At 69.3% G+C, this 22,876-nt stretch carries 21 protein-coding genes; 17 read left to right on the top strand and 4 right to left on the bottom strand.

Features of this window, described 5'->3' with window-relative positions; genetic code table 11:
- Nucleotides 1-106: 106 nt before the first annotated feature.
- From BLR51_RS09265 to BLR51_RS09295, 7 genes are all read left to right on the top strand, one after another.
- A complete protein-coding gene (locus tag BLR51_RS09265; RefSeq protein ID WP_242656692.1) occupies nt 107-1,237 on the top strand; it encodes a TAXI family TRAP transporter solute-binding subunit in 1,131 nt (376 codons plus the stop codon).
- A 106-nt stretch (nt 1,238-1,343) separates the two neighbouring features.
- A complete protein-coding gene (locus tag BLR51_RS09270; protein ID WP_089846179.1) occupies nt 1,344-3,308 on the top strand; it encodes a TRAP transporter permease in 1,965 nt (654 codons plus the stop codon).
- The gene (locus BLR51_RS09275; RefSeq protein WP_089846181.1) at nt 3,305-4,126 is read left to right on the top strand and encodes an alpha/beta fold hydrolase; all 822 of its coding nucleotides are present in this window, start codon (nt 3,305-3,307) and stop codon (nt 4,124-4,126) included. The genes BLR51_RS09270 and BLR51_RS09275 overlap by 4 nt, the downstream gene beginning before the upstream one ends.
- Nucleotides 4,126-5,319, top strand: coding sequence for a CaiB/BaiF CoA transferase family protein (locus BLR51_RS09280; RefSeq protein ID WP_089846183.1), 1,194 nt, complete (start codon nt 4,126-4,128; stop codon nt 5,317-5,319). The genes BLR51_RS09275 and BLR51_RS09280 overlap by 1 nt, the downstream gene beginning before the upstream one ends.
- A complete protein-coding gene (locus BLR51_RS09285) occupies nt 5,316-5,948 on the top strand; it encodes a carboxymuconolactone decarboxylase family protein (protein WP_089846185.1) in 633 nt (210 codons plus the stop codon). The genes BLR51_RS09280 and BLR51_RS09285 overlap by 4 nt, the downstream gene beginning before the upstream one ends.
- 2 nt (nt 5,949-5,950) lie before the next feature.
- The gene (locus BLR51_RS09290; RefSeq protein ID WP_089846187.1) at nt 5,951-6,577 is read left to right on the top strand and encodes a flavin reductase family protein; all 627 of its coding nucleotides are present in this window, start codon (nt 5,951-5,953) and stop codon (nt 6,575-6,577) included.
- On the top strand, nt 6,574-7,344 hold the full coding sequence (locus BLR51_RS09295) for an enoyl-CoA hydratase/isomerase family protein (protein ID WP_089846189.1): 771 nt from the start codon (nt 6,574-6,576) through the stop codon (nt 7,342-7,344). Before BLR51_RS09290 ends, BLR51_RS09295 begins: the two co-directional genes overlap by 4 nt.
- A gap of 29 nt (nt 7,345-7,373) precedes the next feature.
- Here the strand turns inward: BLR51_RS09295 and BLR51_RS09300 are convergent, their stop codons facing one another.
- The 3 genes from BLR51_RS09300 to BLR51_RS09310 form a co-directional block, all read right to left on the bottom strand.
- The gene (locus tag BLR51_RS09300) at nt 7,374-8,072 is read right to left on the bottom strand and encodes a GntR family transcriptional regulator (RefSeq protein WP_242656693.1); all 699 of its coding nucleotides are present in this window, start codon (nt 8,070-8,072) and stop codon (nt 7,374-7,376) included.
- Nucleotides 8,073-8,228: 156 nt separating this feature from the next.
- Nucleotides 8,229-8,897 carry a glutathione S-transferase family protein gene (locus BLR51_RS09305; protein WP_242656694.1) on the bottom strand — a complete coding sequence of 223 codons (669 nt, stop codon included), beginning with the start codon at nt 8,895-8,897 and terminating at the stop codon, nt 8,229-8,231.
- 38 nt (nt 8,898-8,935) lie between these two features.
- Complete coding sequence (locus BLR51_RS09310) at nt 8,936-11,014, bottom strand: 3-hydroxyacyl-CoA dehydrogenase NAD-binding domain-containing protein (protein WP_089846191.1); 2,079 nt, start codon at nt 11,012-11,014, stop codon at nt 8,936-8,938.
- A 127-nt stretch (nt 11,015-11,141) separates the two neighbouring features.
- Between BLR51_RS09310 and BLR51_RS09315 the strand changes: the two genes are divergently transcribed.
- The 10 genes from BLR51_RS09315 to BLR51_RS09360 all read left to right on the top strand — a co-directional run bounded on the left by BLR51_RS09315 (nt 11,142) and on the right by BLR51_RS09360 (nt 20,426).
- Nucleotides 11,142-12,356, top strand: a complete 1,215-nt coding sequence (locus BLR51_RS09315) for a CaiB/BaiF CoA transferase family protein (RefSeq protein ID WP_089846193.1) — start codon at nt 11,142-11,144, stop codon at nt 12,354-12,356.
- 80 nt (nt 12,357-12,436) lie between these two features.
- A complete protein-coding gene (locus BLR51_RS09320; protein WP_089846572.1) occupies nt 12,437-13,282 on the top strand; it encodes an alpha/beta fold hydrolase in 846 nt (281 codons plus the stop codon).
- A gap of 197 nt (nt 13,283-13,479) precedes the next feature.
- Nucleotides 13,480-14,187, top strand: coding sequence for a GntR family transcriptional regulator (locus BLR51_RS09325; protein ID WP_089846195.1), 708 nt, complete (start codon nt 13,480-13,482; stop codon nt 14,185-14,187).
- 2 nt (nt 14,188-14,189) lie between these two features.
- Nucleotides 14,190-15,185 carry an ADP-ribosylglycohydrolase family protein gene (locus tag BLR51_RS09330; RefSeq protein ID WP_089846197.1) on the top strand — a complete coding sequence of 332 codons (996 nt, stop codon included), beginning with the start codon at nt 14,190-14,192 and terminating at the stop codon, nt 15,183-15,185.
- Nucleotides 15,182-16,084 (top strand): PfkB family carbohydrate kinase, encoded by a 903-nt coding sequence (locus tag BLR51_RS09335; protein WP_089846199.1) that lies wholly within the window; start codon nt 15,182-15,184, stop codon nt 16,082-16,084. Before BLR51_RS09330 ends, BLR51_RS09335 begins: the two co-directional genes overlap by 4 nt.
- A gap of 58 nt (nt 16,085-16,142) precedes the next feature.
- A complete protein-coding gene (locus BLR51_RS09340) occupies nt 16,143-17,177 on the top strand; it encodes an ABC transporter substrate-binding protein (RefSeq protein WP_089846201.1) in 1,035 nt (344 codons plus the stop codon).
- A 63-nt stretch (nt 17,178-17,240) separates the two neighbouring features.
- Nucleotides 17,241-18,104 carry an ABC transporter permease gene (locus BLR51_RS09345; protein WP_089846203.1) on the top strand — a complete coding sequence of 288 codons (864 nt, stop codon included), beginning with the start codon at nt 17,241-17,243 and terminating at the stop codon, nt 18,102-18,104.
- Nucleotides 18,101-18,886 (top strand): ABC transporter permease, encoded by a 786-nt coding sequence (locus tag BLR51_RS09350; RefSeq protein WP_089846205.1) that lies wholly within the window; start codon nt 18,101-18,103, stop codon nt 18,884-18,886. The genes BLR51_RS09345 and BLR51_RS09350 overlap by 4 nt, the downstream gene beginning before the upstream one ends.
- Complete coding sequence (locus BLR51_RS09355) at nt 18,886-19,896, top strand: ABC transporter ATP-binding protein (protein ID WP_089846207.1); 1,011 nt, start codon at nt 18,886-18,888, stop codon at nt 19,894-19,896. The genes BLR51_RS09350 and BLR51_RS09355 overlap by 1 nt, the downstream gene beginning before the upstream one ends.
- The gene (locus BLR51_RS09360) at nt 19,893-20,426 is read left to right on the top strand and encodes a cysteine hydrolase family protein (protein ID WP_089846210.1); all 534 of its coding nucleotides are present in this window, start codon (nt 19,893-19,895) and stop codon (nt 20,424-20,426) included. The genes BLR51_RS09355 and BLR51_RS09360 overlap by 4 nt, the downstream gene beginning before the upstream one ends.
- Here BLR51_RS09360 and BLR51_RS09365 read toward each other — a convergent pair.
- The gene (locus BLR51_RS09365; RefSeq protein WP_089846212.1) at nt 20,423-22,876 is read right to left on the bottom strand and encodes a hypothetical protein; all 2,454 of its coding nucleotides are present in this window, start codon (nt 22,874-22,876) and stop codon (nt 20,423-20,425) included. The genes BLR51_RS09360 and BLR51_RS09365 overlap by 4 nt on opposite strands.

Here is a 22,876-nt window from a genome sequence, read left to right on the forward strand (position 1 = left end):
GAATCATAGAATTGACTTTTCAATTCATATGACCCAGCATCGGATTTGCGCGACCCTGCCGGGGTCGCGCCCATTCCGGGCAACGGACGTAAAGGGAGGATCTCGTTTGTTTCGCTCAACCATCCTGAAGACCGCGGCACTGGCCGCGGCTCTGGTCTGTGGTCAGGCAGCTTTCGCGGAGGAGGTGACGCTGCCACGCACCATGATCTGGACATCCTACGATCTGGGATCCAGCGGCTATGTCGAGGCTTCGGCCATGGCGGATGCGCTGGACAAGCAGTTCGGCACCACCATCCGCCTGACGCCATCTGGCACCGCCATCGGGCGGCTGCTGCCGCTGGTGCGCGGGCGCGCCAGCTACGGGCTGATGGGCAATGAAATCCTGTTCGCCTCCGATGCGAGCTATGAATTCGCGGCGCGCGACTGGGGCCCGCAGGATCTGCGCGTGCTGCTGGGACGTCCGGCAGGTGTGGGGCTGGTCGCGGGCGGGGATACCGACATCGAGACCCCGGCGGATCTGCCCGGCGTCAGCGTCGGTTTCGTGGAGGCGAGCCCCTCGACCACGCTCAACACCGAGGCGGCGCTGGCCTTTGCCGGACTGACGCCCGATGACGTGGAAAAGATCATGTATCCCGGCTATGGCGCCATGCTTGCGGCCTTTGTCGCGGGCGAGGTCGATGTGGTGCCGGTGACGCCCGCCGTGGCCGCGCTGCGCGAGGCCGAGGCGGGGCGTGGTTTCCGCTGGCTCGACATGCCGGGCGAGGATACCGAAGGCTGGGCCCGCATCAGCGACCGTTCCAGCCTGTTCCAGCCGCGGACCATCACCGTGGGCGCGGGGATCTCCGAAGACAATCCCGCCCAGCTGATGGGCTACAGCTATCCGCAGATCACCACGCTGGCCACGGCGGACGAGGACGAGGTCTATAACCTTGTGAAGGCGCTGGATCTCAGCTTCCCGGCCTACAAGGACGCCAATGCCGACATGCCGCTCTGGGTGCTGGAGGAGTCGGGCACCACGCCGTCTGGCGCGCCCTTCCATCCCGGCGCGATCCGCTACCTGCGCGAGCGCGGCATCTGGGACGACCAGGATGACGCGTGGAACGACAAGCGGATTGCCGCCATCGAGACGACCAAGGCGCTCTGGGCCGAGGCCGTCAAGGAGGCCGATGCCAGCGGCGTGTCCAATGACGACTGGCCGGCCTTCTGGGAAGATTACCGCGCCAGCCACGCCCGGTAATCCCGGATCCCGGGGACGCAGGCCCGGCCCGGTCCGGGCTGCGTCCTGACCGGGCCGCGCGCCCCCGCACCGCCTGTCTTCCGACACTTGCCCACAGGATATGGTCATGTCCCCCGACGCTTCCCCCCACGCCCCGCAGGTCGCCAGATACTGGCGGGCCACGGACACGCGCCTTTCCGGACCCGCGTGGTTCGCGGTGCTGGCCCTGTCCGCCACCGGCATCCTGTTGATCATCAACCAGATCTTCAATCTGCAGGTGCTGGGCTTCCGCCCGATCAGCACCGCCTATTACTACATGGTGCTGGGCCTGTTCATGCCGGTCGCCTTTCTGGGCACGCCCGCGCGCGCGGGCGATGCGACCCGCGTCCGCTGGTATGACTGGGGCCTCGCGGCGCTGGCCTTCGCGGTCTGCATGACCTTCGCGTGGAACACCGATGCCATCCTCTATCAGGGCTGGGAATTCGAGGCGCCGCCCCTCATCATCGTCATGGCGACCGCGCTTGTCCTGCTGTCGCTGGAGGCGGTGCGGCGCTGCGCGGGCCTGCCGCTTTTCATCATCTGCCTGATCTTCGCGACCTTCCCGCTTTATACCGGGCATCTGTCGGGCTTCCTGTGGGGCGCGCAGATGAGCTTCAGCGAGACGGTGCTGAGCCATGCGCTGGGGGTCGAAAGCATCATCGGCATCCCGCTGCGGGTGATCGCGGATCTGCTGATCGGCTTCATCCTGTTCGGCGTGGCGCTGACCGTGTCGGGGGGCGGCACCTTCTTCATGGATCTGGCCAGCGCGCTGATGGGCCATGCCCGGGGCGGCCCGGCCAAGGTGGCGATCCTGTCCTCGGGGTTTTTCGGCTCGCTGTCGGGCAGCGTCATCTCCAACGTGATCTCCACCGGGTCGATGACCATTCCGACCATGAAAAAATGCGGCTACCCGCCCACCTATGCGGCGGCGGTGGAATCCTGCGCCTCCACCGGCGGGGCGCTAATGCCGCCCGTCATGGGCTCCGTGGCCTTCGTCATGGCCTCGTTCATGAACGTGCCCTATGCCGACATCATGATCGCGGCCACGGTTCCGGCGCTGCTGTTCTATCTGGTGCTGCTGATCCAGACCGACTGCTATGCCGCGCGCAACGGGCTGAAGGGCCTGCCGCGCGACGAGCTGCCGAAGCTCTGGCACGCGCTGCGGTCGGGCTGGATCTATCTGGTCAGCCTTGCCGCGCTGGTGGTGCTGCTGCTGGCCACCAATGCCGAGGCGAAGGCGCCATTCTACGTCACCGTGCTGCTGCTGGTCACGGCACTGGTCCGCGCCCGCAAGGACGGGATGCTGGCCCCGCTTGTCGCCATGGTGCTGGAGGTGGGCGCCACCATCGGCATGCTGGTCGGCGTGCTGGCAGGCGTCGGCATGATCGTGGGGGCGCTGGCCATCACCGGGGTCGGCAACGCCTTCAGCCGCGAGCTTCTGCAATATGCGGGCGGCAACCCCTATCTGCTGCTGCTGCTGGGGGCGCTGACCAGCTTCATCCTTGGCATGGGGATGACAGTGTCGGCCTGCTACATCTTCCTTGCCGTGGTGCTGGCGCCCGCGCTGGAACAGGCGGGGTTCAGCCAGATGGCCTCGCATCTCTTCATCCTTTACTGGGCGATGCTGTCCTACATCACCCCGCCCGTGGCCATGGCTGCCGTGGCCGCCGCCTCCATCGCCAAATCTCCGGCGCTGCAGACCGGGGTGCTGGCGATGCGGCTGGGGGCGATCCTGTTCGTGCTGCCTTTCCTCTTCGTGCTGAACCCCAACCTGATCCTAGAGGGCGAGCCGCTCAACATCGCCATCGCCGTGTCGACTGCGGTGCTGTCGATCCTGATGCTGGCCGCCGCGTCGGAGCGCTGGATCTATCTGCTGAACCGTCGCGCCAAGGGCTGGGAGGTGCTGGTGCTGCTGGCAGGCGGGCTGTGCCTGCTGGTGCCCGAACGGCTGACGGATCTTGCGGGGCTGGCGGCGCTGGCGCTGGTGATGGGCGCGGGCTTCGCCACCCGCGCCCCGGCCCCCAAGACCCCCGCAAAGGAGACCGTGCGATGACCCATCCGTTTCAGGTCACCCGCCCCGATGGCTGCCGCCTGCAGGCCCGGCTTGACGGACCCGAGGAGGCGCCCTGCGTGGTGCTGGTGAATTCCGTGCTGACCGATCTTACGGTCTGGGATGCGCAGATCCCCGCGCTTGCCGAGCGCTACCGGGTGCTGCGGTATGACCAGCGCGGCCATGGCGGATCCGACGCGCCCGAGGGGGCGATGGATTTCGACCGGTACGGCGCCGATCTGCTGGCGGTGATGGACGGCGCCGGGGTGGACCGCTGCGCCGTGGTCGGCCTCTCCATGGGCTGTCCCACGGCGCTTGCCGCCACAGCCGCCGCCCCCCACCGCTTCGCCGCGTTTGTGGCGGTGGACGGCGTCGCCAGAAGTGCCCCGGGCCGCGAGGCGTTCTGGGCCGAACGGCGCGACACCGCGCGGCGCGACGGGATGCAGGCCATTGCCGACAGCACCGCGCCGCGCTGGCTGCCCGGCCTTGCCCCGGAGGCGGAGCAGAGCCAGCGCCTGCGCCGGATGATCGCCGCCACGCCGGTGGCGGGCTTTGCCGCCGCGACCCATGCGCTTGGCGCCTATGACCACGCCGCCGCTGCCGCAGCGCTTGCCTGTCCGGTGCTGGCCATCGCGGGGGCCGAAGATGGCGCCATGCCCAAGGCCATGGCCCGGCAGTTCGGAGGACTTCCCGGCGCGCAGACCGCCGTGATCCCCGGGGCAGGCCACCTGCCCAATTTCCAGACCCCCGACGCCTTTACCCGCGTCCTGCTGGCCTTCCTTGACGGCAAGGCCTTCCAGACCACGAAGGAGCCCGCCTGATGTCAGGTCCGCTGTCCCATATCCGAGTTCTTGACCTGAGCCGCATCATGGCCGGTCCATGGAGCGGCCAGACCCTTGCCGATCTTGGCGCCGATGTCATCAAGGTCGAACGCGCGGGCGAGGGCGACGACACCCGCCGCTGGGGCCCGCCCTTTCTGAACGATGCCGAAGGCAGGCCGACGCAGGAGGCGGGCTATTACCTGTCGGTGAACCGGGGCAAGCGGTCCGTGGCGCTGGATCTGAAATCCGAAGCAGGCCGCGAGACGGTGCGCGCCCTTGCCGCGCAAAGCGACATCCTGCTGGAGAATTTCAAGACCGGCACGCTGGACCGCATGGGGCTGGGTTATGACGATCTGCAGAAGGTCAACCCGCGGCTGATCTACTGTTCCATCACCGGCTTCGGGCTGACCGGGCCGCGCGCGGGCGATGCGGCCTATGATTTCATGATTCAGGGCATGGGTGGGCTGATGAGCGTGACCGGCGCCCCGGATGACACCCCCGGCGGCGGTCCGCAGAAGGTGGGGGTGCCCATCGTCGACATCATGACCGGCATGTATGCCTCCATCGGGGTGCTGGCGGCGCTGGCGCAGCGCGACCGCACCGGCAAGGGCGATCACATCGATTTGGCCATGCTCGACGTGTCGGTGGCGATGCTGGCCAATCAGGCGATGAATTACCTTGTGTCGGGGCAGCCGCCGGTGCGCCGCGGCAACCGGCATCCGAACATCCAGCCGCAGAACGTCTATCCGGTGGCCGATGGCCATATCGTGCTGGCCGTGGGCAATGACGGGCAGTTCCGCAAGTTCGCCGAGGCCATCGGCCGCCCCGACCTGCCCGATCTGCCGGAATTTGCCACCAATGCCGGGCGGGTGGAAAACCTGCCCGCGCTGGAAGAGATCCTGATCGAAGCGCTGGCGCGGGGCACGGTGGATCACTGGGTCGCCCTCTTTGCGGCGGCGGGCGTGCCCTCGGGGCCGATCAACACCGTGGACCGGGTGTTCGAGGATCCGCAGGTGCGCCACCGCCAGATGCTGCGCGACATCCCCCATCCGCTGGGGGGCGATCTGAAACAGGTGGCAAGCCCGCTGAATTTCCGCAACGCGCCGCTGGCCTATGACCGGGCGCCCCCGCTTCTGGGACAACATACGGAGGAGGTACTGGACATGCTCGGACTGAAGGAGCGCCAGTCATGAACGACCAGATCAGGACCGGCCCGGCCCAGACCGGGGGCCGCATCAGCTTTCCCGCCCCCGCCGAGATGACCGCAGCGCAGCGCGAGGTCTATGACCAGATCGTGTCCGGACCCCGGGGCGTGCTGGTGGGGCCGCTGCGCGCGGCGCTGCACAACCCCGTGCTGGCGGACCGCTGGCAGCGTCTGGGGCAGGTGCTGCGCTTTGAAACCTCGATCCCGGCGCGGCTGAACGAACTGGCCATCCTTGTGACCGCGCGGCGCTGGAACAGCGATCTGGAATGGACGATCCACGAACGCGACGCCGCGCGCGCCGGGCTTGATCCGCGCTTCGCGGCGGCGATCCGCAGCGGCGGCGCCCCCGATTTCGGCGAGGATGCCGCCGCGCGCGAGGTCTATGAATACACCCGCCAGTTGCAGACGCATGGCAATGTCACCGATGCCGTCTATGATGCCATCGTGGACCGCTGGGGCGAGGTCGGCGTGGTCGAACTGACCGCGGTGATCGGCTATTATTCCATGGTGGCGATGACCCTGAACGTCCACCGCATTCCGCTGCCGGACGGGGCGGGCGACACCCTGCCCGGACCGCATGACACGCTGAGCGCGCTGGCGCCCGCGCGGGAGGGCTGAGCATGTTCTACGATCCCCGCAGCGAAGATCACGGTCTGCCGCATAACCCATGGCTGGCGCTGATCGTGCCGCGCCCCATCGGCTGGATCTCCACCACGTCGGCGGCGGGCGTGCCGAACCTTGCGCCCTATAGCTGTTTCAATGCGATTGCGGGCAGGCCGCCTTTTGTGATGTTTTCGTCTGACAGCCCCAAACACAGCGTGACCAATGCCGAAGAGACCGGGTTTTTCTGCGTCAACATCGCGACTTACCCGCTGCGCGAGGCGATGAACCGCTCCTCCGCGCCCTATCCGGAGGGCACCGATGAATTTGTCGAGGCGGGGCTGACCGCCGTGCCCTGCCGCAACATCCCTGTGATGCGGGTGGCGGAGTCGCCGGTCTCCGTCGAATGCCGCCTGTCGCAGCTTGTCACCCTGACCCCCGCCACCGGCGCCGCCTGCGCCAACCGCATCGCCATCGGCGAGGTGGTGGGCATCCATATCGACGAGAGGGTCCTGCGCAACGGGCTGGTCGATGTGGAGGCGCTGCAACCGCTGGGGCGCATGGGCTATATGGAATATACCGTGCCGCCCCGGTCCTTCACCATGTCCCGCCCGGTGCTGGACGCGCAGGAAAAGGCCGCAAAATGACCGCCACTTTTGACACGCTGACGCTGGAGATCCGCGATCTGGTCGCCACGGTGACCTTCAACAGGCCGCCGGTCAACGCGCAGAACAACCGCCTGCGCGAAGAACTGGCCGAGGTGATCGACGAGCTGGGCGACCGCTCCGACGTGCGCGCCATCATCCTGACCGGGGCGGGCAAGACCTTTTCCGCCGGGGCCGACCTGTCCGAACGCCCCACGCAGGATCCGGGCCGCTACACCGCCCATAACCGCCGGGTGCGCGCCAGCTTCGACTGCCTGCTGGAATGCCCCAAGCCGGTCATCGCCGCCATCAACGGCGCCGCCATCGGCGCGGGCTGCGTTGCTGCGCTTTGCTGCGACATCCTCGTGACCTCGGAGCGGGGGTTTCTGCAGATGACAGAGGTGACGGTGGGTCTGGCGGGCGGGGTCGCCCATGTGCGGCGGCATTTTGGCGAATCCGACGCGCGGCTGCTGATCTACACCGCCCGCCGCATCTATGGCCCCGACCTGCTGCGGATGAACGTCGCCTCTGCCTGCACCGCGCCGGAGGATCTGCTGGACGCGGCATGGACCATCGCTGCAGACATCGCCCGCGCCAGCCCTTCGGCGGTGCGCGCGGCGAAACGGTCGTTTCAGGTGACCGAAGGCATGTCGATCTATGACGCCTACCGGTTCGAGCAGAACCAGACCAAGGCGCTGTCCACCTCCGAAGACAGCGCCGAGGCGATGGCGGCGTTTCGCGAAAAGCGCGCGCCGGTGTTCCGCAGCTGAGCGCGCGCCCCCGGTCGCCGGACCGGGGGTCAGCGCAGCTTGACCTCGATCTTCATCATGTCGCCGCGATAGATGCCATTGGCCAGCAGGATGATGTCGCCATGCTGGTCCACCGCGATCCGCTGCACCTTGGCCACCGGATCGCCGATCGACACGTTGAGCTGGCTGGCGGTTTCCAGATCGGCGGATCCGATGGTGACGATCTGCACCGCATCTTCCACCGTGTGGCCGGGCAGTTCATGCGCCAGCCGCATCGCGGTCAGCCGGGTATAGGCGTCGTCCGGGATCAGCGGGCAGAGCCGTTCGTCCACATAGACATCGCCCAGCAGGAATGCGGTGCCCGCACGGCTGTGACGGCGGCGCAGGTGCCGGTAGGTGGGCGCGGGCGTGCCGATGGCGCTTTCCCGATGCGGCAGCGAGGTGCCGCGTTCATCGCCCAGGATCTCGATCAGCGCATTGTCCCGCGCGATCAGCAGGCCGGACCAGTCGGTCTTGACCTCGCACCACAGGTCGCGGCTGGGGCGTTCCACCACGAAGGTGCCCTTGGCGCGGTAGCGCTCGATCAGGCCTTCACCCTCGATGATGTCCAGCGCCTGCCGGATCGTCATGGTCGCCACGCCGCATTGTTCGGCCAGTTCCTTGACCGTGGGGATCTTGGCGCCCACCTTCCACTCGCCAGTCTCGATCCGCTGCCGGAACAGGCTGGCAAGCTGGATGTAGCGGGACACGTTGCTTTTCTGAAGCGCCCTGACCGTTGCGTTATCTGCCCTCACGGGTGGCATGGGTTGCCCCTTGTTGATCTCTGTCCCCAAGATATAGCCGCCCGGGGCCCCGGCATAAAGCCCAAACCCTAGGTTTTTGACACTTGTGCCGCGCATCGGCGCCTATCCTGCGGAAAACCGGAGCTGGCCTGCGGTGACATCCACCGCGTCGGGCTGGTCGTCCTGCACCATCGTGGCGCTGACGGAATGGCGTGCCTGCCATGCCGCCGCGACCCCGGCAAGCTGCGGGAAATGGCCGCGCCAGTCCGCATCGTTCCAGCGGAAATCAAGCTGCCCCAGCGCGCAGACCAGCGCGATCTGGCCAATGCCGAACGGGGCCCCGGCCAGATCCTGCGCCTCTGTCTCCAGCGCGGTCATGGTCGCCTGAACCTTGGCCTGCCAGCCGGAGGTGATGCCCTGCCACGGCCCCGCCTCGCGCAGAAGTTCGGTCCGCCACAGCAGCAGCATCTCCAGCAGCCCGTCGCCCATGGCCTGCCAGCGCAGCTGCCGGAGGCGCGCGGCGGGCTCCGCCGGAAAAAGCCCGGCCTTCGCCCGCAGATCCAGATATTCGCAGATCACCCGGCTGTCGAAAAGCGCCGGACCGTCGCCGGTGACCAGCGCCGGGATCTTGCCCAGCGGGTTGTCGGCCAGCACCGCCGCATTGGGCGGCAGATGCAGCGCCACGACCGACCGCTGCAGCGCCACCTCCGGCAGCAGGCCGGTTTCGTGCAGGGTGATCATCACCTTGCGGACATAGGGCGACCGGGGCGACCAGTGCAGGGTCATGGTCATCGGCGCGGCCTCCGTGCAGGTTGGTAAGTCATCTTGCGTCAGCCTTTCTGTTCGGTCCTGATCTGGTCCAGCACGCGGGCGACCGGGCCCACGCAAAAGCCGTGGCCCACCGCCTGCCGCAACGCGTCCTGATCGGCCGCAACGGCGGCCTCCTGCTGCGCTGCAGCCCAGTGAAGCGGCCCGCCGCGCCAGCGCGGAAAGCCATAGCCGTTGGTCAGCGCCACATCCACATCCGACGGGCGCTGCGCCACGCCTTCGTCCAGCAGCAGCGCCGCCTCGTTGACGATGGCGGCCAGAAGCTGGCGCTGGATCGTCGCCGCATCCGGCACCTTGGGCGCAATCCCGGCCTCCTGCCGCGCGGCGCCGATCATCGCCGCTACCTCGGAGGAAGGCATGGGGGCGCCGTCGGGGTAGTCATACCAGCCCGCGCCGGTCTTGCGGCCCAGCCGTCCGGCCTCGCAGAGCTGATCGGGAATGGCCACATATCGCGCCTGCGGGTCGCGCTGCGGCGCCTGCCGCTTGCGCATGGCCCATGCGATGTCCAGCCCCGACAGGTCGGCCACCGCAAAGGGCCCCATGGCAAAGCCGAAGTCTGTTGCTGCCGCGTCGACCTGCTCCGGGCTTGCGCCATCCAGCACCAGCAGTTCGGCGCGGCGGCGATAGGCGGCATAGATCCGGTTGCCGACAAAACCTTCGGCCACCCGCGCCACCACCGGCTGCTTGCCAAGATCGCGCGCCAGCCGCAGCCCGGTGGCCAGCGCCACGTCAGAGGTGGCCTGCGCCCGCACCACCTCCAGCAGCGGCATGACATCGGCGGGGCTGAAGAAATGCAGCCCCAAGAGCCGCTGCGGATCGGTAAGCGCCGCGCCCATCTCGTCAATGTCGAGATAGGAGGTGTTGGTGGCCAGCACCGCCTGCGGCGGCAGCGCGGCTTCCATGCGCGCCAGCACCTGCTGCTTGACCGCCATATCCTCGAACACCGCCTCGATGCCCAGATCGCACCCGGCAAGCGCGCGCTCCTCCAGCGCGCCGGTCAGGGCGGCGCGGCGCCCGGCGGCCTCGTTTGCGGAGAGGCGCCCCTTGGCCACGGCCTTGTCCAGATGTGCGGCCAGCCCGGCCATGGCCCGGTCCAGACTCGCCTGATCGCGTTCGACCAGCACGACCGGCAGCCCGGCGGCAAGGAAAGCCCGCGCGATGCCCTGTCCCATGGTGCCGCCGCCCACCACACCCACGCGGCTGATGCGGCGGGCCTGCGCCATATCCAGCCCGTCCACCGTCGCCGCGCGGCGTTCGGCAAAGAACAGATGGCGCAGTGCCACGGCATCCTCCGCCAGCCGCAGGCGCTGGAACACCGCGCGCTCTTCGGCGAGCGCCGCCGCCGCATCCTGCCCGGCGCTGGCGCGGACCAGCCGGATCGCCTCCGCCACGTTGGGGCGGCCTTTGCCGCGCCGCAGCGCCCGCGTCGCCGCCGCTTCGATCCGCTCCGGGGCCTCGGCGGGCGGGGTCAGGTCCAGCGCCCGCCGCTTCGGCTGTGGCGCCTCGGCAAGAAAGGCCAGCGCCCCCTCCAGCAGATCCCCGGTCACGATGCGGTCGATCAGCCCGTCCTCCTGCGCCACGTCCACGGGGATCCGCGCGGCGCTGCAGATCAGCTCGATTGCGCGTGCGACCCCGGCCAGCCGGGGCAGGCGCTGCGTGCCGCCCGCGCCGGGGACAAAGCCCAGCCCCACCTCGGGCAGGCCGACCTGCGTGCCGGGCGCGGCCAGCCGGTAATCGCAGCCAAGCGCCAGTTCGAACCCGCCGCCAAGCGCCACCCCATGCAGCGCCGCCACGACGGGAAAGGGCGCCTCTTCGATCAGGCGGATCACCTGCGGCAGGTCGGGCGGGGCCAGCGGTTTGCCGAATTCGCGCAGATCGGATCCTGCGACAAAGCAGCGGCCCGCCCCGATCAGCACGGCGGCGGTGGCCCCCTGCCGGGTGGCGCGGGCGATCCCCTCGGCCAGCCCGGCGCGGACGGCATGGGATCCGGCATTGACCGGGGGATTGTCGATGTGCAGCACGGCGGTGCTGCCGATCATCTTGAACCGCACGCCGGGGGCGGCTGCTGTCTCTGGCTGCATGTCCACCGCGTCTGTCTCCTTCGGGTCCGTGGGTGCCGGGTCCGGACCTTAAGTCACATTAAGCTAGTTGTATAGTTCAAATTCTTGGCGCATCCTTCGGGCAACGCCATTTCCGGAAAGGACTGCCATGAGACCCTTCGAGCGGCTGCGCGTCATCGACGCCACCCATGTGCTGGCGGGGCCCTTCGCCGCCTATCAGCTGGCGGTGATGGGCGCCGATGTCATCAAGATCGACCGTCCGGGCGAGCCCGATCAGGTGCGCCTGCAGGGGCCGGATGCCGACCTGAGCGCCGCCGAGATGGGCACCACCTATCTGGCGCAGGGGGCGAACAAACGCTCTGCCGCGCTGGATCTGAAAACCCCCGGCGGGCAGGAGGCGCTGCGGGCGCTGCTGCGCGACGCCGATGTCTTTGTCGAGAATTACCGCCCCGGCGCGCTGGCCTCGCTGGGGCTGGGCTATGACGAGATCGCGCGGATCAACCCCCGGCTGGTTTATTGTTCTGTGTCGGCCTTCGGGCAGGACGGGCCGCGCGGGCCGGAAACCGGCTATGACTTCGTGTTTCAGGCGGTGGCGGGGCTGATGGCGCTGACCGGCACCGAAGAGACCGGGCCGCTCAAATCCGGGGCGCCGGTGGTCGATTACGCCACCGGCTACATGACCGCCTTTGCGATCAGTGCCGCGCTGTTTCACCGCGAACGCACCGGGCGGGGGCAGCATATCGACCTTGCCATGTTCGACGCCACGCTGATGCTGATGAGCACCCATGTCACCGCGCTGACCGCAGGCGGCAAGGCGCCCCATCCCGAGGGCAACCGGTTCAACGTGGCGGGGGTGGGCGCCTATGACACCGCCGACGGGCTGCTGATGCTGGGCGCCGCCAACATGCGCCAGCAGAAACGCCTGTGGGAGGCGCTGGACCGGCCCGACATGGTCAAGACCCGCCACGCCGACCGCATCCCCGCCCATGCCGCCGAGGCGGCGGTGCTGCGCGAGGTGATGCTGACCCGCACCGCCTCCGAATGGGAGGCGTATCTGCGCGACCATGGTGTGCCCGCAGGCAAGGTCCGCCCGCTGGAGGAGGCGCTGGCCGATCCGCAGCTGGCGCATCGCGGCGTGCTGCAGCCGCTGCCGCAGCCATTGGGCCGGGCGGGGGAGTATCGCGTGCCAGTGGCGCCCTTCCTGATGTCCGAAGGCAGCCCCAGCGTTTCGACACCGCCGCCGCATCTGGGCGCCCATACCACCGAGGTGCTGGCCGAGGCCGGTTTTGATCCCGAGCGCGTCGCGGCCCTGCTGTCCGAAGGGGCCGCCGTGCAGGGCCGCGCGCCCGGGGCGGATCAATAAAGTTGAAGAATCATATTTATGATTTATAAATCCCCTCACCCGTGCCGACCGGCGCGGGGCGTGACGGAGGAGGAGAGATGATGAAAGCGATAGTTGCAGCGATGGGGCTGACCCTTGCCCTGACCGGGGGCGGCATGGCGGAGACCGGGGCAGTGGAAAAGACGGTGATGAACGGCGAGACGCAGGTGGGCTATTCGGTCCGTGGCGAGGGGCCGCTGGTGGTGATGATCGCCTCCACCGGGCGGGGCGCCGCCGAATTCGGCCCGCTGGCCGACCGGCTGGCCGAACGCGGCTACAAGGTGGCGCTGCCGGAGCCGCGCGGCATCGGGCAGAGCACCGGCAGGCTGGAGGAGGTGAGCTTTCACGATTTTGGCGATGATTTTGCCGCCGTGATCACCGAGGAGGGCGGCGATGCGATCGTGGCGGGCCATGCCTATGGCCAGTGGATCGCCAAGACCATCGCCTCGGACCATCCCGATCTGGTGCGCGGGCTGGCGCTGGTGGCGGGGGGCGCCAAGTCCTGGCCTGCCGAGCTGTCCGACGCGATCACCATGATCAACGACCCCGCCTCCAGCCGGGCGCAGCGCATGGAGGGGCTGATGCTGGCGTTTTTCACCGACGAGCAGACCGCCGAGCCATGGCTGGAGGGCTGGCATCAGGACGTGACGCAGAGCCAGCGCGCCGCCCGCAAGCTGACCGAGCGCGACAGCTACTGGGCCGGGGGCAGCGCGCCGATCCTTGACCTGCAGGCCGGATCCGATCCGTTCCGCCCCGAAAAGTCTCGCAACGAGGTCCGGGACGAGCTGGGCGCCGACCGCGTCACGGTCAAGGTGATCGAGGGCGCGAGCCACGCGCTGCCCGCCGCAAAGCCGGTGGAGACCGCGGATGCCATCGCCGACTGGGCCGATACGCTGCCCCGGCGCTGACAGAGTCCCTGCGGGGCGGGAACGGGGTCTGCGCCCCGCTGTCCTGCCCCGGACAGGTGGCACACAGGGTCACGGACCGGACGGGCGCCCCGGCAGGATCACGGGGCGACCGATCCCTGTTTTGCAGAGCTTCTGCAGATTTTCCGTGACAGACCTGTCTAGTCCTGTCTAGCCTTGCTGAGCAGACAGGGGACAGCATGGCCCAGCCCGAACCCAAGACCAAATCCGAACGCATCGCCCGGGTGCTGGAGGCCGAGATCCGCTCCGGCTTTCTGCATGACGGCGCGGCGCTGTCGAGCGAGACGGCGCTGGTCGCGCGGTTTGCCGTGTCGCGCGCGACGGTGCGCAAGGGGCTGGGGGTGCTGGCGGCCAAGGGGCTGATCCGCACCAAGGTCGGCATCGGATCCTTCGTGACCTATGGCGGTGCTGTGATCGACAACGGTCCGGGCTGGAGCCTTGCGCTGTCCGAGGGCGAGACCCGCATGGGGGTGCGCATCCTGAGCATCACCCGGCAGCCGATGGATCTGGACGCGCCGCAGGTCGCGGCGGCCGAGGTGCTGGCGGTGGACCGGCTGCGCTTTCGCGAAAACACCGGCCGGGCGCTGACGCTGGAACGGTCCCGCGTGCCGTGGCGCGAGGATTTTGCCGCCCTGCTGCGCACCGGGCTGGAGCAGGGCTCGCTCAGCCGCGAGCTGGAGCTGCGGGGGCTGTCGCCCGCCTCGGGGGAGGAATGGGCCAATGTCCTGCCCGCGCTGTCGGTGGCGGATGCGGCGCTGATGGGCCGCAGCGCGGGCGAGCCTATGCTGCGCCTGCGCCGCCTGACCCGCACCGCCTCGGGGCGGGTGGTGGAATATGTGGAAAGCCTGCTCGACCCCGAGCTTTTTGGACTGCACATGGAGTTCTGAGCATGGATGACGCAGCCTTCCTTCGCGCCCGTGCCACGCTGCTGGGTCTTGCCATGGGCGATGCGCTCGGGATGCCCGCGCAGACCCTGACCCGGGCGGAGATCCGCGCGCGCTATGGCCGGATCACCGGCTTTGTGGCGCCGTTTGCCGGGCATCCGGTGTCGCACGGGCTGCGCGCCGCGCAGGTGACCGACGACACCGAACAGACCCTGCTGCTGGCGCGGCGGCTGATCGCCGATCCGGTCGGGTTCGACGAGGCGGGCTGGGCCCGCGACCTGCTGGACTGGGAGGCGGGGATCCGCGCCAAGGGGCTGCAGGATCTGCTGGGGCCCTCTTCGCGCGCGGCGATCGAGGCGCTGCTGGCCGGCGCTTCGCCAGAGGTGACGGGGGCGCGCGGCACCACCAATGGCGCCGCAATGCGCATCGCCCCCATCGGCATCATGACCCCGCCCGAGACTGCCGCGCTGGTGGCGCGGGTGGCGCGGACCTGCCGGGTGACCCACAACACCGGCGAGGCCATCGCCGCTGCCGCCGCCGTGGCCATGACGGTCAGCTGCGGCCTTGCCGGGGCGGATCTGGATGCGGCGCTGGATCCGGCGCTGGCCGCCTGCCGGGCCGGGCAGGCGCAGGGCAATGCCGTGGGCGAGCCCGACATGGCGGGGCGCATCGCGCTGGCGCTGCGGCTGGCAGAGGGCGGCGACGAAGCGGCGCTGATCGCGGGCATCGGCAGTTCCGTGGCCAGCCGCGACAGCGTGCCCATGGCCTTTGGCCTGCTGCGGCTGGCGCGGGGCGATCTGTGGCGGGCGCTGGAACTGGCCGCCAATGTGGGCGATGACACCGACACCATCGGCGCCATGGCGGGGGCGATGGCGGGGGCCTTGGGCGGCAGCGTGCCCGAGGCGGCGGCGGCGGAGCTGCACGCGGCCAATGATCTGGATCTGGACGGGGTGGCGCGGGGCCTGCTGGCGCTGCGCGCAGCCGCCGAGAGGCAGCCATGAGCCTGCTTCTGCAGATGACCGGCCCGGTGATGGATCTGACCTATCACCTGCGCGCGCTGCCCGTCTCGGGCACCGAGGCGGAGGTGACCGGCTTTGCCATGGCCCCGGGCGGAGGCTTCAACGCGATGGCGGCGGCGCGCGCGGCGGGCATGGCGGTGCGGCTTGGCGGCACGCTGGGCAGCGGCCCCTTTGCCGGGATCGTGGCGGCGCGGCTGGCGGATCTGGGCATTTCGCCCGCGCGCCCGCCGCGTGCGGGACTGGATCAGGGCTGCTGCACCGTGCTGCTGGAACCTGATGGCGAACGCAGCTTCATCGCCTTTCCCGGCGCGGAGGGGCATGTTGCGCCCGGGGATCTGGCGGCCATAGATCTGGCGGGGGTCAGCCATGTGCTGCTGTCCGGCTACACGCTGCATTACCCGCAGGCGCGTGCGGCGGTGGCGGAGTGGGTGGCGCGGCTGCCGCGCGCCGTGGTGCTGGTTTTTGATCCCGCGCCGGTGGTGGCGCGGCTGGCGGAGGAGGTGCTGCGCCCGGTCATGGCGCGGGCCGACTGGATCAGCGCCAATGCCGCAGAGGCCGCCGTGCTGACCGGCGAGCCTGACCCCGAGGAGGCCGCGCGTGCGCTGGCCGCAGGGCGGGCAGGGGCGGTGCTGCGTCAGGGCGCCATGGGCTGTCTGCTGGCGACCGGTGGCACGCTCTGCGCGGTGGCGCCGCACCGGGTCACCCCGCTGGACACCAACGGCGCGGGCGACTGTCATATCGGCAGTTTCATCGCGGAACTGGCCCGTAGCGGCGATGCGGCGCGGGCCGCGCGCTATGCCAACGTGGCGGCGGCGCTGTCGATCACCCAAGCGGGGCCCGCGACCGCCCCGGCACGGGAGCAGGTGCTGCCCCTGCTCTGACTTCCCGACACCCGGGCATCCGCACCGGATCCCATCGACCAACACGGAGGACCACCCCATGAAACCAGCACTGCTTTCCCTTCTTGCCCTCGCCGTGACGACGGGGGGCGCCGTGGCGGAGGAGATCCGCGTGCTCAACTGGCAGGGCTACGGCACCGATCAGGAGTTTGCCACCGCGCCTTTTGCCGAGGCCACCGGCCACAGCATCGTGCATGAATATTTCAACTCCGAACAGGAGATGCTGACCAAGCTGCGCACCAATCCCGGCGCCTATGACGTGGTGCTGGTCAATGCGGTCTACACCCAGCAGGCGGTGGCGGAGGGGCTTCTGGCGCCCATCGACACCTCGGGGATGGAGAACTACGCGGGCGTGCCCGACAGCTTTGCCCAGAACCCCATGCTGGTGGAGGAGGGCACGGTCTATGGCGTGCCGTGGACATGGGGCCTGACCTCTTTCGCCATCAACAGCTCGGTCATCGACACCGCCCCCGACAGCATTCAGGCGCTGTGGGATCCGGCCTATGCGGGCCGGGTTTCCATCCGCGATGACGCGGTGGAGGCGCTGCAGCTTGCGGCGCTGGCCACCGGGCAGGACATCAACGACATCCCCGATCTGGAGGCGGCGGAGGCCAAGCTCGCGGAGCTTCTGCCCAACCTGCGCACCTTCTGGAGCAGCGAGAACGACTGGAACCAGTTCATGGCGGCGGGCGAGCTGGACATCGCCAGCTACTGGTCGGGCTCGGCCAGCCGCTCGGCCTCGCTGGGGCTGCCGGTGGAGTTCGTGGTGCCGCAGGAAGGCGCCATCGGCTGGCTCGACGGGCTGTCGGTCCCGGCCACCTCCGAACACAAGGAGGCGGCGCAGCAGTTCATCGACTGGATGATCGATCCCGAGTTCTACGTGCGCTGGGATCAGGACGGCGCCCCCGCCTCCGCCAATGCCGAGGCTGCGGCGGCCCTGCCCGAGGAGGCGTTCAACAAGCGCGTTCTTGGCGATCCGGAAGTGGCGGCGCGCGTCACCTTCCAGACCCCGCTCAGCAACGACCGGCGCGAGACCTATCTGGAGATCTGGCAGCGCCTGAAGGCCGCGCAGTAACCCCGCCGGGCCGGGCCTGCGGGCCTGGCCCCCGCCCCGCAACCGGACGCGAAGGAGACCGGCATGGCCGACCTTGCCGCCGCGATGGATCGCAGGCGCCTCGTCACGCTGCTGAGCCCCGCCTATCTGTGGCTGCTGGTCGCGGTGTTCCTGCCGCTGTCGGCGATGCTGTTCTTCAGCCTGCTGACCGATCTGCCGCAGGATGCGCCGGACTGGGGGCTGACGCTGGACAATTACGGCCAGTTCCTGACCAATCCCACCTATGCGACGCTGCTGTGGAAATCGCTGAAGCTGGGGGTCATGGTCACGCTGGCCTGCATCCTGATCGGCTATCCCTGCGCGCTGGTGCTGGCCCGCACCATCAGGGGCCGCGCGCGCGAGACGCTGTTCCTGCTGGTGATCCTGCCGTTCTGGTCCAATTCGCTGGTGCGGATCTTTTCATGGGCGATCGTGCTGCGCGGCAATGGCGTTCTGGAGCGCAGCCTTGACTGGCTGCTGCCCTTCGACATCCGGCTGAACCTGATGTTCACCACCCCCGCCGTGGTGATCGGACTGGTGCACAGCTATCTGCCTTATGTCATCCTCACCTCCTATCTGGCGCTGCAGGCCATCGACGACGACATCATCGAGGCGGCGCGGTCCATGGGCGCCTCGCGCTGGACGATCCTGCGCCGTCTGCTGTTGCCGCTGTCGCTGCCGGGGCTGCTGGCGGGGGCTGTGCTGGTCTTTGTGCCGGTGGTGGGGTCGTTCATGGAACCGCGCATCCTTGGCGGGCGCATGGGCACCTATTACGGCACGGTGATCGAGGACCAGTTCATCGCCGTCTACAACTGGCCGCTGGGGGCGGCGCTGTCCTTCATCCTGCTGGCCGTGGTGCTGCTGATCATCGCGCTGGCCAGCCCCGTGCTGAAAAGGGCCCGGACATGACCCGCGCCGCACTCCCGCTGCTGGGGCGCCTGTGGCTGGCGCTGATCCTCGTGTTCCTTTACGCGCCGATCCTCGTGATGGCGGCAATGTCGTTCAACGCCTCGCCCTTCTACCAGCTGCCCTTCGAGGCCTCGACGGTCTGGTATGAAAAGATGAGCGCCAACCCGCAGATCCTTGCCGCCGCGCTGCGCTCGGTGCTGATCGCGCTGGCAACGACGCTGATCGCCACGACGCTGGGCACCATGGCCTCCATCGCGCTCTTCCGCTATGACTTTCCCGGCAAGCGGGTGCTGCAGGTGCTGCTGTTTCCCCCCATCGCCATTCCGTGGCTGATCACCGGCACCGCCATGCTGATCTTCTTCTTCGCCGTGGGCATCGGGCGCGGCACGCCCGCCGTCATCATCGGCCATGTCGCGCTGGCGCTGCCCTATGTCATCGTCACCGTCACCGCCCGGCTGTCGAGCTTCGACATCACGCTGGAAGAGGCGGCGCGCTCCATGGGGGCGGGCGCATGGACGGTGCTGCGGCGCGTCACCCTGCCATGGATCGCGCCGGGGGTGGTGGCGGGGGCGCTTTTCGCCTTTGCCGTCAGCTTCGACCAGTTCGTGGTCAGCTATTTCCTGTCGGAACCGGGTGACAGCACGCTGCCGGTCCTGATCTATACCGCCATCCGCAAGGGCTTCACCCCCGAAATCAACGCCATTTCCACGCTCATCATCACGCTGTCGATGACGGTCATGGTCCTTGCCGCCCGCTATTCCAGACTAGGAGGAGACCGCTGATGTCCGGGGTCGAGGTGCAGAACATCACCAAACGGTTCGGTCGCGCGCTGGCGCTGGACGATGTGACGGTCAGCTTTCCCGATGGCGGATTCTTTGGCCTGCTGGGGCCGTCGGGATCGGGCAAAACCACGCTTCTGCGCACCATCGCGGGCTTTCACTATCCCGAGGCGGGGCGCATCCGCATCGGCGACCGCCCGGTGGAACAGGTGCCGGTGGAACAGCGCGACATCGGCATGATGTTCCAGAATTACGCGCTGTTTCCCAATATGAGCGTGGCCGACAATGTGGGTTTTGGCCTGCGCGTGCGCCGCGTGCCCGCCGCCGAGGAACGCCGCCGCATCGCCGAGACGCTGGATCTGGTGCAGCTTGGCGGGCTGGCCGACCGGCGCCCGGCGCAGCTGTCGGGCGGGCAGCGGCAGCGGGTGGCGCTGGCGCGGGCCATCGTCACCAATCCCAAGGTGCTGCTGCTTGACGAGCCGCTGTCGGCGCTGGACAAGTCGCTGCGCGTCGACATGCAGATCGAACTGAAGCGCATCCAGCGCGACATCGGCATCACCACGATCTTTGTCACCCACGATCAGGAAGAGGCGCTGACCCTGTCGGACCGCATCGGCATCCTGCGCGCCGGGCGGATCGTGCAGGTCGGCCCCCCGCGAGAGGTCTATGACCGCCCCGTCGACGCCTTTGCCGCGGGGTTTCTGGGCGAGGCGAACTGGATCCCCGACAGCTGTCTCGCCGGGCTCGATCTGCCCGCCTCCCCGCAGGGGCACCGCTTTGCCGTCCGCCCCGAGGCGCTGGCGATCGGCACGGCGCCAGACCTCGCGCGCAATGCGCTGCGGGGGCGGCTGGTGCAGCGCGTCTTTGCCGGGGCCATGGCCACCTGCCTGATCGAGGTGGAGGGCAGCCCGTGGAAGCTGGTCGCGCGTGACCGCGACATTCCCGATCTGCCTGGCGCGGGGGAGGTCTGGCTCAGCTGGGCGGCGCGCGACACCATCGCGGTGCCGGCATGACCGGCTGGCTTCTGGTCATCGACATGCAGCCGGGCTTTGGCCACCCGGAGAGCCCGTGGTTCACCCCCGGATACGAGGCCTGCGCAGCCCGGATCGACGCGCTGCTGCCCCGCTTTGCCGGGCGCGCGCTCTTTACCCGCTTCGTGCCGCCCGCCGAGCCGGAGGGCGCGTGGCGCGCCTATTACGCCCGCTGGCCCTTTGCCATGGCGCCGGAAAATGCGGGGCTTTGGGCGGTGGATGCGCGCTGGCGGCATCTGCCTTCGGTTGCAAGCCTGCGCTTTTCCAAATGGCGCGAGGCGGAGGCGCTGCTGCCGCCGGAGGTGCCCGTGACGCTTTGCGGTGTGGCCACGGACTGCTGTGTGCTGGGCACCGCGCTGGAGGCGGTGGATGCCGGGCGGCGGGTGGATCTGGTGCAGGATGCCTGTGCCGCCGGATCCGACGCGCTGCACGCGGCGGCGCTGGCGGTGATGGCCGACCGCGCGCCCATGCTGCGGCTGGTCACCACCGAGGCGCTGCTGGCGGGCAGCTAGTCCGCGCGCCGCAGCAGCGGCACCTGCGTCAGCCCCGAGGCATCGGGTCCGCCGCTGCCCGCAAACGGGGTGCCGGCGTAAAAGGCATTGGCCATGGTATTGGCCACGTCGATGCGCAGAAGATGCGCCCCCGCCGCCACCCGCCCGAGGTCAAACCGGAACGGCGCGGCAAAGCGCTGGCCCAGATCGCGCCCGTTGAGCCAGACGCGTGCGGTGCAGGCGACGCCGGGCAGATCCAGCACCAGATCCGCCGCCTCTGCCAGATCAAGCGCCCGTTCATACCGTCCGATGCCGGACACCTCCGCCGCGCCCTGCGCCTGCCAGCCGCGATCCACCCGCACCGGGCGGGCTTCGTTCCCCAGATGCAGGGTCCAGCCGTCCTCCAGCCGCTGCAGCACCGGCCCCGGCGCCCTCCGCATTGGGGAAAGCCGGGCGCTGTCCTGCCGCGCGGGCGCGGGGGTCAGGGTCAGGCAGCGCAGGTCCTGCGGGTCCAGCGGCACGGCGATCCGCCGCGCGGCGCTGTCCATCGCACCGCAGGCGAGCCCGGTCCGCGACAGGATCTCTGCCACAAGGGGCGCGGCGCTTTCGTTGACCAGCACCACGCGCCAGTCGCCCGCCGCATCGCGCCCCGCGACCAGCGCGCGCAGCCCCGGCACCTCTGGCACCACCGGGGCTGCGGCGGACAGGATCTCCGCCAGATCGGCGGGGGGTGCGGTCCAGACCGGCAGGCCAGTGTCGCGCAGCCGCGTCGCAGTCTGCGGTTCGGCAAGGCTAACCGGGCCGGGCAGCGCCACGCCCACTGCGGCACCGGGGCTGTCCAGCGCTGCCAGCCCCGCCTCGTCACAGATCAGCGGGCGGTGCCCCAGCGACAGGATCGCCCGGCACCACGCGCCAAAGGCGGTGGCATGGCCATGCCGGGGCCCTTCGCGCAGGGCGGTCTCGTAGGGATAAAGCAGTAGCACCCGTGCGGGCGGCGTGGCGGCTTCGACAGAGGCGGCAAGCTGCGCCATCTCCTCCGCGATTGCACCCAGCACCGGCCACCATGGCTGCAGGTTGTAGCCGGGCGGGAAATCGAACCGCAGATTGTCCAGAACCGAGGCGCGGCTGTCGCCCGGCCCGGCATAAAGCGCGTGCAGGATGATGCGGCTGGCGCCCAGCAGATGCAGCCGGATCAGCTGGCCGCGCAGCGCCTCTGGCGTCAGATCCCACTGACCGGCGGCCCGCGCTTCGGAGCGTTCCGAGGTGAGGTAAAGCTCGCACCACGCGCCGCGCCGACCTGCGGCCTGCGCCACGCTGTCCCCCAGCAGCGGCGCCAGCTGCGCGCCCAGATTGTTGGCATCCACCGCCGTCTCGTCGCGCCAGCGGTCGATGCCGAAAAAATCCGCCGCTAGCGCGACGCGCGGATCGATGGCGGAAAACCCGCCATTGAGGTCGAAGCTGGCGACATGGGGCAGGATCTCGTGCCCGGTCAGCCGCAGACCAGTGCGGTCGCAGAAGGCGCGCAGCGGGCCAAGAAAGGCCTGCGTCATCATCTGGGTCAGGGTGCGGTAGACCGTGGCACGGATCGGGCCGGTGTCCGGCCCGGTGTCGCGCAGCAGCGCGGCAAGCTGCGGGGCAAGCGGGCCGCTGCGGCGCAGGGCGCGCGCGAGCCCGTCGCTCCATGGCAGGCTGTTGCGCAGGTTGCCCTGCCGTTCCGCCCAGTCATAAAGCCCCGGCGCGGGCTGGTCGAAGAACAGGCAGTCCACCGTGCGGCCCAGATGCGGGCCAAGGGCGTCGGCATAGGGCTCCAGCCCCTGCTTGACGAAGCGCGCGCCCGCCTCCGGCATCAGGTAGTTGATCAGCCGCGACCGGGTGGCGCGGGCGCGGGCAAAGACGGTCCAGCGCGCGCCCTCTGGCAGCGGACAGGTCAGGCGGAAGCTGGCCCCCGCCGGGCCGGTGCCGGTCAGGCGCACCGCCTCCGTCACGTCCACCGGCGGGCCGCTGACCGGCCAGATCACCGCCGCCACCACCGCCCATGCGCCAAATCCCGGCGTGCCGCCGTCATGGATCCAGTGCCGCACCGCCGGGCCAAGGGCTGCGGCCAGCGTGGCGGTGATGCCGCTGATCTGTGCCTCGGGGCCGGGGCTTTCGGCCCAGAACAGATGCTCTTCGCGCAGCGCATCGGCCCCCGCCACGCTGCGCCCGCCCGCCTGTCCGCTGGTCCATGCGTAATCGTCGTAAATCCCGGCGGTCAGGCCAAGCTCGGCCATGATCGCCACCGCGCGGGCATAGGTGGCAAGATAGGCGGGCGACAGATAGAGCGCCCGCGGCATCGACAGCCGCGCCTGAATGAAGATCCGCCCGAAGCCCTGCGCGCGAAACTGCATCAGCTGGCGGCGCAGCTCTGCCTCGGGCGGCAGGTGGTCCCAGAACCAGTAGGCATCCAGCCGGGTGGAGGAAAGCCGCGACAT

This window comes from Salipiger marinus, assembly GCF_900100085.1.
In the GTDB taxonomy this organism is placed as follows: Bacteria; Pseudomonadota; Alphaproteobacteria; order Rhodobacterales; family Rhodobacteraceae; genus Salipiger; species Salipiger marinus.

Excerpts from the sequence above, each read along its gene's own strand:
- BLR51_RS09330 (WP_089846197.1), top strand. The coding sequence starts at position 14,190 with ATGGATGACGCAGCCTTCCTTCGCGCCCGTGCCACGCTGCTGGGTCTT.
- BLR51_RS09335 (WP_089846199.1), top strand. The coding sequence starts at position 15,182 with ATGAGCCTGCTTCTGCAGATGACCGGCCCGGTGATGGATCTGACCTAT.
- BLR51_RS09355 (WP_089846207.1), top strand. The coding sequence starts at position 18,886 with ATGTCCGGGGTCGAGGTGCAGAACATCACCAAACGGTTCGGTCGCGCG.
- BLR51_RS09280 (WP_089846183.1), top strand. The coding sequence starts at position 4,126 with ATGTCAGGTCCGCTGTCCCATATCCGAGTTCTTGACCTGAGCCGCATC.
- BLR51_RS09345 (WP_089846203.1), top strand. The coding sequence starts at position 17,241 with ATGGCCGACCTTGCCGCCGCGATGGATCGCAGGCGCCTCGTCACGCTG.
- BLR51_RS09285 (WP_089846185.1), top strand. The coding sequence starts at position 5,316 with ATGAACGACCAGATCAGGACCGGCCCGGCCCAGACCGGGGGCCGCATC.
- BLR51_RS09290 (WP_089846187.1), top strand. The coding sequence starts at position 5,951 with ATGTTCTACGATCCCCGCAGCGAAGATCACGGTCTGCCGCATAACCCA.
- BLR51_RS09270 (WP_089846179.1), top strand. The coding sequence starts at position 1,344 with ATGTCCCCCGACGCTTCCCCCCACGCCCCGCAGGTCGCCAGATACTGG.
- BLR51_RS09350 (WP_089846205.1), top strand. The coding sequence starts at position 18,101 with ATGACCCGCGCCGCACTCCCGCTGCTGGGGCGCCTGTGGCTGGCGCTG.
- BLR51_RS09325 (WP_089846195.1), top strand. The coding sequence starts at position 13,480 with ATGGCCCAGCCCGAACCCAAGACCAAATCCGAACGCATCGCCCGGGTG.
- BLR51_RS09320 (WP_089846572.1), top strand. The coding sequence starts at position 12,437 with ATGAAAGCGATAGTTGCAGCGATGGGGCTGACCCTTGCCCTGACCGGG.
- BLR51_RS09360 (WP_089846210.1), top strand. The coding sequence starts at position 19,893 with ATGACCGGCTGGCTTCTGGTCATCGACATGCAGCCGGGCTTTGGCCAC.
- BLR51_RS09310 (WP_089846191.1), bottom strand. The coding sequence starts at position 11,014 with ATGCAGCCAGAGACAGCAGCCGCCCCCGGCGTGCGGTTCAAGATGATC.
- BLR51_RS09365 (WP_089846212.1), bottom strand. The coding sequence starts at position 22,876 with ATGTCGCGGCTTTCCTCCACCCGGCTGGATGCCTACTGGTTCTGGGAC.
- BLR51_RS09295 (WP_089846189.1), top strand. The coding sequence starts at position 6,574 with ATGACCGCCACTTTTGACACGCTGACGCTGGAGATCCGCGATCTGGTC.
- BLR51_RS09340 (WP_089846201.1), top strand. The coding sequence starts at position 16,143 with ATGAAACCAGCACTGCTTTCCCTTCTTGCCCTCGCCGTGACGACGGGG.
- BLR51_RS09305 (WP_242656694.1), bottom strand. The coding sequence starts at position 8,897 with ATGACCATGACCCTGCACTGGTCGCCCCGGTCGCCCTATGTCCGCAAG.
- BLR51_RS09315 (WP_089846193.1), top strand. The coding sequence starts at position 11,142 with ATGAGACCCTTCGAGCGGCTGCGCGTCATCGACGCCACCCATGTGCTG.
- BLR51_RS09275 (WP_089846181.1), top strand. The coding sequence starts at position 3,305 with ATGACCCATCCGTTTCAGGTCACCCGCCCCGATGGCTGCCGCCTGCAG.